The following is a 12,228-nucleotide window of genomic DNA, read 5'->3' as shown; positions in this document are numbered from 1 at the left end:
TATCAAAGCTGATTGATTTTCAGTCTTTTTGCGTCTGTGTGTGACTTTGTTTCTGGGAGGTGTAGTCGTGAATAAAGGTACTTTTCAGCCCCATAATAGACCGCGAAAGAGAAAAATGGGTTTTCTTGCCCGTTCCAGCTCTCCCAGCGGATTGAGAATTCTTCGCAACCGGAGACGCAAGGGGCGTAAACGCCTGACTGTGTAGCTTTGAAACTCGGGTATTCACGCTCTGTGCGACTCAAAAAAGGTTGGGAATATGATCATGTTTTCCGCACCGGCAGTCGCTCCAAAGGCGAGCTGGTGCGGTTGCTGTTTGTTCAGGCGCCAGATAGCTGTACCAGAGTCGGTTTTGCAGTGGGGAAGCGCCAAGGGAAAGCATATGTTCGCAACAGGGGAAGACGTATTTTAAGGGAAGGGGTCCGTCGGCTTCTCCCTTGGATGAAGGGGCCATATTGGTATGTTTTCTCTCTTCGTACAGCAGGGCTTTCTGCAGGAAGCCGAGAAGTATATTATGATATGGCCAAGTTGTTGAAAGGGTTAGGGCTTCTTAACGATGTGTGGCCAGGAGAAAAGTGGGACCTCGAGAAGGATCGAAGTGATAATTGAATGAAAATAGGAACGCAATGTGCTGTAGCGGCGATTCGTTTCTATCAAAAATGTATCTCTCCTATGTTGGGCAAAAATTGCCGATTTTATCCTACTTGTTCTCAATATACTCTTGAGGCCATAGAGAAATATGGGGTATTGACAGGTATACGTCTCGGGGTGATGCGTATTTTAAAATGCGGTCCTTGGCACCCTGGAGGATATGATCCTGTGCCTAATAACCCTAAATTGCATAATTCTGATTGAGGATGGTGAATAGAGTGGGTGCTCTCTGGAAAGCAGCAGGGGATTTTATGCTTCTTATCTTGGAAACACTTCATAATTTGACAGGATCGTGGGGTCTGGCCATTATTTTGCTGACTCTAGCGGTGAGGGTTTTGCTTCACCCTCTAACGCATAAACAGATGGTAAGCATGCAGAAAATGCAGGTGCTGCAACCCCGTATGAAAATGCTGCAAGAGAAATATAAGGATGACAAGGAGACTCTTAACAGAGAGATTATGAATTTGTACAAGGAAAATAAGGTGAATCCTGCTGCTGGATGTTTACCTCTTCTCGTACAACTTCCGATCTTGATCCTTCTTTTCCGGTTGCTTATGAATTACAATTTTGGCAGTGAACCCTTTTTAGGATTTATCAGCCTTGAAGGGTCGGTTTTAACGACCTTGGCAAAGGCGGTATCTCTTCCTGCTGAAACGAAAATTGGAGCCATGACTGTCCTCTCTGGAATCCTTTCAAATCCTGCTGGATTGGTACATGTTTCTGTATATGGCGGCAACCTTCTTCTCCTTGTGGTGGTGGGATTTCTTACGTGGGCTCAGCAACAACTGAGTTCTTCTGGGAATCCGCAAGCGGCAATGATGAGCTGGTTTATGCCTCTTTTCCTGACCTTCATCTGTCTTAGTTTGCCGGGAGGCGTTTTGCTTTATTGGGGGGTTTCTTCTTTTCTGGGAGTTGCTCAACAGTGGTGGATTACCAAAAAAACTGCTGTGGAGTTACAGAATAAGCCCGTACTTCATAAAAATAGGCCCTCTGGAAAAGGAGAAGAGTAGCATATCCTGCGCAGGGTTTTGTGTTGAAGGAGGACTATAAATGACAGAGCAGGACAAAATGGTGTTCGAAGTAAGTTCTGTTGAAGAAGCTAAAAAACAGGCTGCGGCTCGGTTTGGTTTGAACCCTGACGATTTCTTTGTCAAAATTATAGAAGAGGAAAAAAGCTTTTTTGGTTTGCTGGGAAGAAAACTTCGAGTAGAAGTATGGCCAGTAGCTCCTCTTTGTGTGTTGAAAGGGGAAGAGGTGGCCGCGGATCTTTTATCTTTCATGAATTTGTCTGTTACAGTAGAAGGTTCCGAAGAAGGAGTTTTGAATCTTTCTGGAGAAGATGCAGGTATTGTTATTGGCAAATACGGGGAGACATTGAAAGCCATGGAATATCTGCTGAACCTAATGCTTCGTGATGAAAATAGAGAGGGGCGTCTCCATCTAGATAGCGATGGGTACCGTGATAGAAGAGAGGCAAGTCTTCAACGTTTAGCTCTTGCTGCTGCCAGAAAGGCTGTGCGAAGAGGGAAACCTGCCTATCTTGAGCCCATGACGAGTTGGGAGCGACGGATTATCCATTTGGCACTGAAGGATAGAGAAGATGTAACCACTCGATCTGTGGGGGAAGAGCCGTCTCGAAAAGTTATAATTTGCCCTACGCTATCCCAGCGAGGAAAGCGGCGCTATTAAAAGATGCATCAGGTCTTGTTCCATCTTGGTCCTTTTACGGTCTACAGCTATTATATGCTGTGGACCGTTGCTTTATTTGTAGGCTTTTTATGGACATACTCTCGTTCAGTGATTCGCTATGGGTTGCTTCCACATGATGTAATATTTTTATTGTCAGGAGCAGGTTTAGGTATTATAGCGGGAATGAGTGTCAGCATATATCTTAAGCATCCTGGCATTATTTGGGAAAATCCCCTGCGCTTATTTTATTTTGGAGAGGGAGGTCTTTCTTCCTTCCATGCTTTTATAGGAGGAGTTTTGGGCACCCTTATCATTTTATGGGTACGGAAGATCCCATTATGGCGAGTTACAGAGGCTTCTGCTTTGCCTGCTTCCGTAGTTTTTGCTATAGGAAGATGGGGGTGCTTTTTGAACGGATGTTGCGCCGGAGTGGAGACTTCTTTTCCTTGGGGGATACGTTTTCCCATTGACCCAAATCGGCTTCTTCGTCATCCTACAGAGCTTTATTATGCTTTTAGTGCCCTTGCAATACTCTGGATTCTTCAAGAAGTAGAGGGACGAATAGGTGCATTAGAAAGAAAACATCACCAAGCGATTCTTTGGCCTCTTTTTTGCTTTTTATATGGTTGTTCCCGCTTCCTTATCGATCCTTTGCGTATCGATTGGTTTGCCCAAAGGCGTTCATTTTTTATGAGCAGTTCCTTTCTTGTAATCACAGGTGCAGTATGGGGTGTCTTTTCCATTGTTCAAATGCGTCGACCATAGTTTTAGTAGCAGCACCGAGACCAGGAAAGTTCATTATTATGAGATAGGTAAAACCTACGATGCCTTTTCCTTTAATCCTTATACAATAAGAGTGTAATGAACAAGAGATATTTTAGCGGAGGTGAAGTATGGTGAAAAGAACGTGTAATGTGATTGCTTTTATCGCCGTTTTGGCGGTTCTTTTCGGGGTCATGAGCACGACTCCTATATTGGCGCAGGATGTTTTTACGGGGAATCCGGTGGCTAAGATAGCAAAAGAAACGTCTCCAGCAGTAGTGAATATTGACGTGGAAACCATGGTTACTCGGTCAGTAATGCCTTTCCCTGATGACCCTATCTTCAGGCAGTTCTTTGGCGATGAGTTTCAACGATTTTCTCGCACTATTCCAATGAAGGGTCGTGGCTCTGGTTTTGTTGTAACAGAAGAGGGACAGATTTTGACAAATAACCACGTAGTAGAGGGTGCTGATAAAATTACAGTGACTCTTTCGGATGGCCGGACGTTTCCGGCGAAGGTTCTTGGTACAGATCCCACTTTTGATTTGGCTGTCATTAAGATCGAAGCAAAGAAACTTCCTGTATTAAACTTGGGTGATTCTGATCGTTTGGAAGTAGGGGAGTGGGTCGTAGCCATAGGGAACCCCTTTGGACTTGAACACACTGTAACGGTGGGAGTTGTTTCTGCTAAAAACAGAAGTATCCACGCAGGGGATGTTAATTTTGAAGGCTTTTTACAAACTGATGCGGCCATTAACCCTGGGAATAGTGGTGGCCCCCTCATCAATCTTTCTGGGGAAGTAGTGGGCATTAATAGCGCTATTGTCCCGTATGCTCAAGGGATAGGTTTTGCTATTCCTATAAACATGGCGAAGCAGGTTATGAATGACTTGGTAAAATATGGCAAAGTTAAACGAGGATGGTTAGGAGTGTATGTCCAGCCTCTTACTAAGGAATTTGCCTCAGCTTACGGCGTAAAAGAAGAGGAAGGAGCTGTTATTAGCGATGTGGTTCCGGGCTCTCCTGCGGCAAAGGCTGGGCTTCAGCGTGGAGATGTAGTAACAGCTGTAAATGGGAATAAAATTAAAAACCATCAAGATTTTGTCTATAAAATTCGGCAGTCTATGGCTGGAGACAAAGTAGAGATTGACATCGTCAGGAAAAGAGATGTGCAAAAAGTAACGGTGAAGTTGACAGAAGTATCTTCTTCTCCAGATGGGGCAGAGGATACAACTCAGGCTCCTAAGACTTCAGAGCTTTTAAGTACCATCGGTTTGCGGGTGAGTGATGTTACAAGTCAGCTGCGTTCGAAGTATGGACTTAAGAGAGAAGATGGTATTGTTATAGTTGGGGTTGAAGCTGGCTCTTTTGCTATGAGGTCGGGCATTCGAGAGGGAGATATGATTTTAGAAGCTAACGGGCGAAAAATAGTCAAAGTAAGCGACTTGGATAGGGCTGTTGGTGAGAAAGACCGTTCTGTAGTGCTTCTTCTTGCGCGTGATGGACGAACGTTCTTTGTGTCTATGAGTTTTTAGTGAGTTTGTTTTAACTCATAATCAAATAAAATAATACCCGAGAGCTTCTGGGGGAGTTACATCCCAGAAGCTCTCGGGTTGTTTAGTAGGTGTCATAATCGGAAAGTGCGTTACTGTCTAACTTAAAAGCAAGGGTGAACGAAGACCCCTTCCCAATTGTTGATTGTATATCCATTTGAGCTCGATGGAGTTCTGCTATACGTTGTACCAAAGAGAGGCCAAGTCCATAGCCGCCGCCAGTTCGAGCAGTATCGGCACGCCAAAAGAGATCTCGGCACTTTTGAATGGCATATTCATCCATACCTTGTCCTGTATCCCATACCCTCAGATAAGCTTTTTGCTTTTTTATATCGCTCCATGTTTCCACTCCGATGGTTCCTCCTTCGGGAGTGTATTTGCTAGCGTTATCTAAAAGGTTTGAGACGACCCGAGTAAGCAAATCCAGGCTCCCAAAAACTGGAGCAAAAGAAAGCTTCTGCTTCAGGATTTGGTGTCTTGATTTCTTTATGAGAGGAGCCATGTTTTCACAGGCTTCATCGGCGGCCATAAGAAGGTCTATTGGCTCCATCCATTCGGGACCTGCAAATTTTGAGAAACGGGATAGCTCCAAAATGGCCTCGACTATTTGCTGCATATTATCTACATGCATTCGAATTTCTTCAAACTTTTGTTGGTAATAGAGAGGCTCTCTTGGGGTCATAAGGGCTATCTCTATTTTCCCTTTTATAACGGAAAGAGGCGTTCTCAGTTCGTGACTTGTATCGGCAGAAAGCTGCTTAAGCTGAGCCATGGATTCATCATACTGGTTCAGAAGGTCGTTTACATTATTGCGCAGTTCCACTAGCACTGGTTGCTTCCCGAGAAAAGGGATTCGAACATGGTCTTCTTTTTTTCGCTGTTTATGTAAACTGATAGCTACCTTTCGGAGGGGGATCATAAAACGAAGCTCCATATGCCAATAACAAAAAAGAAAAGTAAGAATTACAATTGTTACGGCCCAGAACAAGTGCGCAATGACAATTTTTCCGGCCTTATAGGACCAGATGCCAGCTACAATAGAGACAAAAATAACAAGCATGGCAAAAAGGGACAACCTGACTAACTTCAGATTGCCCCCTCGTCTTGTTATAACATTATAAGAGAATCTCTTCAGTAGTTTGAGTAGTTTGCGAGGTCGCAAAGCTTATCACTGGCGCATTGTTGGCGCCCGTTTAACTGCACTCGGGGCAACTAACTTTATACCCTACTCCTCGTACGGTTACTACAATTGTGTCCAAACCGTATTCGCGAAGCTTGTCTCGCAAATATTTAATATGGACATCCACTACGTTGCTCGTTCCATCATATTCTTTTTGCCAAACTTGAGAAATAATCTTTTCCCTGGTAAAAACCTGATTTTCATGACGCAAAAGAAGATCCAAGATATCGAACTCTCTTCTTCTCAGTGGTAAAACATCATTTTCTACTCGGCATTCCCGAGCAACAGGATCCATTGTGAGAGGTCCACAGTGAAGTAAATGATGTTGTAGGTCTACATTCCGTCTTAACAACGTTCTAACACGTGCAAGTAGCTCGCGGAAATCAAAAGGTTTCACAAGAAAATCATCTGCACCTTTATTGAGGCCTTCCACTTTATCGTCTACGCTGTCTTTGGCTGTCAAAATAATGATAGGTGTAACTGCTCCGTCGGCCCGAAGTCTGTCAAGCACTTCTAGACCGCTAATTCCTGGCAACATAAGATCCAGAATAATACATTCACATTCTGGATTCTTTGCCTTCTCCAGGCCCTCTTCTCCTGTATAAGCTCGCTCCACAGAGTACCCACTCTCTGCAAAGCCTTCGGCGAGAACCTGGACAAGATCCTTATTATCTTCGATAATAAGCAACGACATGTCTATCCCCCCCCCGCTCCTAGATTTTTGCAATTTACGTTAACTCTTTATTATTTAACCATATCTTTAAAACCATGTCGAGTGCAGAATTAGATATTCTATAAAATTCTGTATTTTTGCCGAGGGTATTTTTCTACGGAATGGGCAATTGTCAGAATCTTATCATCGTGATAATATTGCTAAGACCCTTTACTAGGATATACAGGTAGATGTATTTCTTGGTTTCGGGATTTTAGTCTATGAGGTGAGTTATATGTTAGAGAAAGAGCAGAAACAGCAGATCATTGAGGAATTTCGTACACACAGTGCTGATACTGGGTCTCCTGAGGTTCAGGTTGCAATGTTAACCACTCGCATTAGAGAACTGACGGAACACATGAAAAAGCATACGAATGACTTCCATTCAAGACGGGGGCTTCTTAAGATGGTTGGTAAGCGGCGCAAGCTTCTTCGCTATCTGAGAGACAAAGATTTTAACAGATACAAAGAGCTGATTGAGCGACTTGGGCTTCGTCACTAATCGAGTGAAGGTTAGATCTTTTTTCTTAAAAAAGAATGAGAGTTTTGTGCGAGAGCGGCTGTTGGCTCTCGCACTTTTTTTGCTCAATGTGTTATTCTTATCCAGTGAATTTCGAAGAGGTAGAAAATAGAGGAGGAACAACGTATGGAAAAGAAATTTTCAATCGAGATCGGAGGTCAGCTTATGACCTTTGAGATGGGGAAAGTGGCTAAACAAGCGAATGGAGCTGTTGTAGCCCAAGTTGGAGATACGGTAGTTTTAACAACTGCCTGTATCAACGATACCCCGAGAACGGGAATAGATTTTTTCCCATTAGTGGTGGATTTTGAGGAACGTTATTATTCGGCCGGGAAAATTCCAGGTGGGTTTATTAAAAGAGAAGGACGTCCTACTGAAACGGCTATATTGAGTGCTAGAGTTGTGGATAGGTCCATCCGATCCCTCTTTGATGAAAATCTGAGATACGAAGTTCAGGTTGTGGCTACGGTTCTATCTGTAGATCAGTTGAACCCGCCGAGTGTGTTGGCCATTAACGCAGCTTCTGCAGCCCTTATGATTTCTGAGATCCCTTGGGGAGGCCCTATTGGCGCGGTGCGAATCGGGTATATAGATGATCAGCTTGTAGTGAATCCGACAGAAGAAATGATGGCAAATTCTAAACTGGATTTGCTTGTTTCTGGTCATAAAGATGGTATTACAATGGTGGAGGCTGGAGCTAATGAAGTATCGGAAGAACTTCTTGTAGATGCTTTGGATCTGGCCCATGCGGAGATAAAAAAGATAGTGGCGCTGCAGGAAGAGATGTGGAAAGAGATGGGGAAAGAAAAGGTAGAAATACCAGCCCCAGAGGTATTGCCAGAGATAGATCAATGGCTCCATGAATCAATGCAGCAAAGTGTCTATGAAGCGGTGTGTATTCATAAGAAGAAACCCCGGGCAGATAGGATTCAGTCTATTAAAGATACAGCAATAGACCGTTTTGCAGAAGCCTATCCTGAATCTGAAGGGTACATTAGCGCTGCGGTTGATGAGATGGTTAAAAAGACTATGCGAGCCCGTATTCTAGACGAACATGTACGAGTCGATGGTCGAGCAATGAACCAAATTCGTCCCATCACATGTGAAGTGGACGTATTGCCACGGGTACACGGCTCAGCTTTATTTACTCGAGGTGAGACTCAAGCGCTTGTTGTTGCCACTCTTGGTATGATGGGTGTTGATGATCAGATTTTGGACGGCCTTAAACAGGATGAGCCAAATAAACGCTTCATTCTTCACTATAATTTCCCTCCTTACTCTGTTGGTGAAGTTCGCCCCATGAGGGGGCCGGGACGAAGAGAGATTGGTCATGGAGCGTTGGCAGAACGAGCGTTGCGCCCCATGATTCCAGATGAAGTAGATTTCCCTTATGTCGTTAGAATAGTATCTGATATTCTCGAATCCAATGGTTCCAGCTCTCAGGCCTCGATTTGTGGTGGAAGTCTGGCCCTTATGGCAGCCGGAGTTCCAATAAAAAAGCACGTGGCTGGAATAGCTATGGGGCTTATCAAAGAGGGAGAAAAAGTAGAAATCCTTACGGATATTCAAGGTCTGGAAGATCATTATGGAGATATGGATTTTAAAGTTGCTGGAACTCGAGACGGTGTTACTGCCCTGCAAATGGATAATAAGGCTGGAGGTATTACGCGAGATATCCTTAAGAAAGCTTTGAATCAGGCCCAAGAAGGTCGAATGACTATCCTCAATATTATGGGATCGGCCATTTCCCAGCCTACGGAACTTTCTCCGTATGCTCCTCGAATTTACGTTACTCATATTGATCCTGAAAAGATACGAGATGTTATTGGGCCAGGTGGTAAGATGATTCGCAGCATTACGCAAGAATCTGGTGCGAAAATTAATATAGAAGATTCAGGGGAAGTTTATATAGCGAGTACGACCAGCGAAGGGGTAGAAAAAGCTCTTGCTATGATCAGGGGGCTAACGAAGGAGTTAGAGCCAGGAGAGATATATCTCGGGAAGGTAACCAGAATAATGAATTTTGGTGCTTTCGTAGAGTGCCTCCCTGGAAAAGAGGGGCTTTTGCATATAAGCGAGATAAGCCCTCATCGTGTAGGGAAAGTAGAGGATGTCTTCTCTGTGGGGGATGCTGTTCTTGTCATGGTAAAGGAAATAGATGATATGGGACGGACGAATTTGACTCGTAAAAAACTTTTTGACCAAGAAGATCGGGTGGTAAAAGAAGGATTCGCCTCCTCTTTAAACGAAGAAAAAACACGAGAAACTCTTATTGCTTCTCAGGTGGCGGCTGCCGCTGCCACTCGTCCCACAAGCACTGGGCGCCGTACCGGTGGGTATGATCGCAGTGGAAAAGAAAGAGGGGGGCAGGATCGCCGCTCTCAGGGAGGCCCTCGCCGATGAGACGAGTTTCGGTAAAAATTGTCCGGCAAAGTAAGGACATCCCTTTACCGGAATACGGGACCCCTTATTCATCAGGAGTGGATCTTAGGGCTTCAGAAGAGTTGGTGCTACAGCCAGGAGGATGGGGAAGCGTAGGGACTGGACTGTACATAGAGTTACCTGAAGGCTATGAGGCTCAGGTGAGACCTCGTAGTGGTTTAGCTTTACGCTCGGGCGTCACTGTGCTTAATGCTCCAGGCACTATTGATAGCGATTATCGTGGAGAGATACGGGTTATTTTGATTAACCACGGTGAGTCTCCTTACCACGTAAAACCAGGAGATAGAATAGCTCAGATGGTTCTAGCTTCCGTAGTGCAGCTAGAATGGGAAGAAGTTTCCAATCTCTCTCTTTCACAGCGGGGAGAGGGCGGTTTTGGAAGTACTGGAATGAATTGATGCTGGTTGACATTCTGGCGCAGAGGTAGTATAAATCTCGCCAAATAGGCATATCTGAATATCTACGGCAATGAAGGGAAGAGTAGTTTAAGTTCAAGCTGAACAGAGAGGAGAGGTTATAGGCTGAAAGCCTCTTCCAGCGGACTTTTACGAAAACCATCCTGGAGTCGGCATCGAAGCCTTTAAAGGATAAGGTGCAGGGGAGTGCCCCTTATAGCGCAAAGAGGGCCAACTTTTAATAAAAAGTTGGAACTGGAGTGGAACCGCGATCAAGCCCACATCGTCTCCAGAAAGAGCGATGTGGGCTTAATTATTTTCAGCAGGGAGGTATTCAGATGTTTGAATTGAAAGGGCCAGATGCCAAGGAATTGTCTCTGGAAGAAGGAAAGGTTCTAGACGTTTTAAAGAAGTGGGGTGCCCATAAAGGGGCAGTGGCGGCCAAGCTGAATGGTCAGCTTCTAGATCTATCGGCAGATATTCATGAGAGCGGAACGCTTGAAGTTGTTGATGAAAAGAGCGAGGAAGGGTTAGAAATTCTTCGCCACTCAACAGCGCACTTAATGGCACAGGCCTTCCAGACTCTTTATCCTGAGAGTCGTTTTGGGATAGGGCCTTCTATTAAAGATGGCTTTTATTACGATATGGAACTGCCGGAAACTATATCGGAAGAAGATCTTCCAAAAGTAGAAAAGGAGATGCATCGCTTAGCGAAGCGAGCTTTTCCTCTTGAAAGGGTTGAGCTTTCTAAAGAAGAGGCTATAGAGTTTTTTAAGAAGCGCAATGAGATCTATAAGGTAGAGCTTATAGAAGAGATAGATGCTCCTACAGTAAGTCTCTATAAGCAGGGAGATTATGTAGACTTATGTCGTGGCCCTCATATCCCCAATACATCCTGGATAAAACACTTTAAACTTCTTTCAGTGGCAGGGGCATATTGGAGGGGCGACGAGAAAAACATAATGTTAACTCGTGTCTACGGAACTGCGTTTGCTGATGAAGAGTCGTTGGAAGCGTATATTACAAAAATTGAAGAAGCTAAAAACAGGGATCATCGGAAAATAGGGAAGGAACTTGATCTGTTTAGTATTCAGCCTGAAGGGCCTGGCTTTCCCTTTTTCCACCCCAAGGGTATGGTGATTCTCAATAAATTGACGGAATTCTGGCGGCAGGTGCACGAAAGAAACGGATATTGCGAGATCAGAACGCCCCTTATACTTGACCGCAGCCTTTGGATCCGCTCTGGGCACTGGGATCACTATCGAGATAATATGTATTTCACAGAGATTGATGAGATGCCTTTTGCTATTAAACCTATGAATTGTCCTGGTGGAATTCTTATTTATAAAAACCAGATCCGAAGCTATAGGGATCTCCCGTTGCGTATGGCGGAGCTTGGCACAGTACATAGACATGAGCGATCAGGAGTGTTGCATGGGTTAATGAGGGTTCGATGCTTTACCCAAGATGATGCTCATCTTTACTGTACGCCAGATCAAGTTAAAGATGAAATAAAGGGCATTATGAGATTATGTCAGTATATTTACAGAGACGTTTTTGGTTTTAAGTATACAATGGAACTTTCCACCCGGCCGGAGAATTCCATGGGATCAGAGGAACAGTGGCGTGTAGCAGAAGGGGCGTTGCAAGAGGCGCTAGAGGAAACTAATATGGACTATCATATAAACCCTGGAGATGGGGCTTTTTATGGGCCGAAGATAGATTTTCATCTTGAGGATTGTATTGGTCGGACCTGGCAATGTGGAACGATTCAGCTTGACTTCCAGATGCCTGAGAAATTCGACCTATCTTACGTAGGCGCTGATGGAAAAGAGCACCGTCCGGTAATGCTTCATCGGACTATTTTAGGAAGTTTGGAGAGATTCTTTGGCATACTTATAGAACAATATGCCGGCGCTTTCCCCTATTGGTTGGCCCCAGTGCAGGTGAAATTACTTTCTATTTCTGAAGATTTCTTGGGATATGCCAAGGAAGTGCAGGAGCAATTAGCAAATAAAGGTATTCGAGTGGAAGTAGATAGCCGAGATGAGAAGTTAGGAAAGAAAATTCGTGACGCTCAAATGCAGAAGATTCCCTATATGGTAGTCCTTGGGGAAAAGGAGATGTCAAATAGAGAAGTGGCTCCTCGAGAGAGGAGTAAAGGAGATCTCGGTGCCATGTCTATAGAAAAGTTCTTAAATATATTACTTAAAGAGGAGTTTAACCCTCTTGTTTGTAGGTAATTGCTATATTTAGAAGACTGTGATATAGTTCTCTCTATCAAAGTAGAGGCCACCCTCTCACCTGGTGACGCGAATAGCTGTTGC

At 44.3% G+C, this 12,228-nt stretch carries 13 protein-coding genes and 1 other annotated feature; of the genes, 11 read left to right on the top strand and 2 right to left on the bottom strand.

The genetic code is table 11. From position 1 onward, the window contains the following. Positions 1-40: 40 nt before the first annotated feature. From rpmH to K360_RS0107165, 7 genes are all read left to right on the top strand, one after another. Positions 41-205, top strand: coding sequence for a 50S ribosomal protein L34 (gene rpmH, locus K360_RS10705; protein WP_414630720.1), 165 nt, complete (start codon positions 41-43; stop codon positions 203-205). Between the two features lie 26 nt (positions 206-231). Further along, entirely contained in the window at positions 232-606 is a 375-nt protein-coding gene (locus K360_RS0107190) for a ribonuclease P protein component (protein WP_024822488.1), read from the top strand. Continuing rightward, positions 607-852, top strand: coding sequence for a membrane protein insertion efficiency factor YidD (yidD, locus tag K360_RS0107185; protein WP_024822487.1), 246 nt, complete (start codon positions 607-609; stop codon positions 850-852). It abuts the gene before it with no gap. A gap of 14 nt (positions 853-866) precedes the next feature. Further along, positions 867-1,658, top strand: coding sequence for a YidC/Oxa1 family membrane protein insertase (locus K360_RS0107180; protein WP_024822486.1), 792 nt, complete (start codon positions 867-869; stop codon positions 1,656-1,658). Between the two features lie 40 nt (positions 1,659-1,698). After that, on the top strand, positions 1,699-2,337 hold the full coding sequence (jag, locus tag K360_RS0107175; protein WP_024822485.1) for an RNA-binding cell elongation regulator Jag/EloR: 639 nt from the start codon (positions 1,699-1,701) through the stop codon (positions 2,335-2,337). Between the two features lie 3 nt (positions 2,338-2,340). Further along, on the top strand, positions 2,341-3,102 hold the full coding sequence (locus K360_RS0107170) for a prolipoprotein diacylglyceryl transferase (RefSeq protein ID WP_024822484.1): 762 nt from the start codon (positions 2,341-2,343) through the stop codon (positions 3,100-3,102). A 128-nt stretch (positions 3,103-3,230) separates the two neighbouring features. Further along, positions 3,231-4,634: a Do family serine endopeptidase gene (locus K360_RS0107165; protein WP_024822483.1), complete on the top strand. Its 1,404-nt coding sequence runs from the start codon at positions 3,231-3,233 to the stop codon at positions 4,632-4,634. Between the two features lie 82 nt (positions 4,635-4,716). Here K360_RS0107165 and K360_RS11045 read toward each other — a convergent pair whose 3' ends face one another. Beyond that, entirely contained in the window at positions 4,717-5,712 is a 996-nt protein-coding gene (locus K360_RS11045) for a sensor histidine kinase (RefSeq protein WP_169728669.1), read from the bottom strand. 133 nt (positions 5,713-5,845) lie between these two features. After that, on the bottom strand, positions 5,846-6,526 hold the full coding sequence (locus K360_RS0107155) for a response regulator transcription factor (RefSeq protein ID WP_024822481.1): 681 nt from the start codon (positions 6,524-6,526) through the stop codon (positions 5,846-5,848). A 253-nt stretch (positions 6,527-6,779) separates the two neighbouring features. Between K360_RS0107155 and rpsO the strand changes: the two genes are divergently transcribed. The 4 genes from rpsO (at position 6,780) to thrS (ending at position 12,144) form a co-directional block, all read left to right on the top strand. Further along, complete coding sequence (gene rpsO, locus K360_RS0107150; RefSeq protein WP_024822480.1) at positions 6,780-7,046, top strand: 30S ribosomal protein S15; 267 nt, start codon at positions 6,780-6,782, stop codon at positions 7,044-7,046. 144 nt (positions 7,047-7,190) lie between these two features. After that, positions 7,191-9,467 (top strand): polyribonucleotide nucleotidyltransferase, encoded by a 2,277-nt coding sequence (locus K360_RS0107145; RefSeq protein ID WP_024822479.1) that lies wholly within the window; start codon positions 7,191-7,193, stop codon positions 9,465-9,467. After that, positions 9,464-9,904 carry a dUTP diphosphatase gene (gene dut, locus K360_RS0107140; RefSeq protein WP_024822478.1) on the top strand — a complete coding sequence of 147 codons (441 nt, stop codon included), beginning with the start codon at positions 9,464-9,466 and terminating at the stop codon, positions 9,902-9,904. The genes K360_RS0107145 and dut overlap by 4 nt, the downstream gene beginning before the upstream one ends. 61 nt (positions 9,905-9,965) lie before the next feature. Beyond that, positions 9,966-10,195, top strand: a binding site (T-box leader). A gap of 44 nt (positions 10,196-10,239) precedes the next feature. After that, positions 10,240-12,144 carry a threonine--tRNA ligase gene (gene thrS / locus K360_RS0107135; protein WP_024822477.1) on the top strand — a complete coding sequence of 635 codons (1,905 nt, stop codon included), beginning with the start codon at positions 10,240-10,242 and terminating at the stop codon, positions 12,142-12,144. Positions 12,145-12,228 lie beyond the last annotated feature (84 nt).

The organism is Aminobacterium mobile DSM 12262, assembly GCF_000526395.1.
Lineage (GTDB): Bacteria > Synergistota > Synergistia > Synergistales > Aminobacteriaceae > Aminobacterium > Aminobacterium mobile.
The sequence above is the reverse complement of the archived record's forward strand: the minus strand, read 5'-3'. Positions and strand labels throughout refer to the sequence as shown.

Coding starts and splice junctions, on each gene's coding strand:
- yidD (WP_024822487.1), top strand. CDS start 607: ATGAAAATAGGAACGCAATGTGCTGTAGCGGCGATTCGTTTCTATCAA.
- jag (WP_024822485.1), top strand. CDS start 1,699: ATGACAGAGCAGGACAAAATGGTGTTCGAAGTAAGTTCTGTTGAAGAA.
- K360_RS0107170 (WP_024822484.1), top strand. CDS start 2,341: ATGCATCAGGTCTTGTTCCATCTTGGTCCTTTTACGGTCTACAGCTAT.
- K360_RS0107165 (WP_024822483.1), top strand. CDS start 3,231: ATGGTGAAAAGAACGTGTAATGTGATTGCTTTTATCGCCGTTTTGGCG.
- K360_RS11045 (WP_169728669.1), bottom strand. CDS start 5,712: ATGCTTGTTATTTTTGTCTCTATTGTAGCTGGCATCTGGTCCTATAAG.
- K360_RS0107155 (WP_024822481.1), bottom strand. CDS start 6,526: ATGTCGTTGCTTATTATCGAAGATAATAAGGATCTTGTCCAGGTTCTC.
- rpsO (WP_024822480.1), top strand. CDS start 6,780: ATGTTAGAGAAAGAGCAGAAACAGCAGATCATTGAGGAATTTCGTACA.
- K360_RS0107145 (WP_024822479.1), top strand. CDS start 7,191: ATGGAAAAGAAATTTTCAATCGAGATCGGAGGTCAGCTTATGACCTTT.
- dut (WP_024822478.1), top strand. CDS start 9,464: ATGAGACGAGTTTCGGTAAAAATTGTCCGGCAAAGTAAGGACATCCCT.
- thrS (WP_024822477.1), top strand. CDS start 10,240: ATGTTTGAATTGAAAGGGCCAGATGCCAAGGAATTGTCTCTGGAAGAA.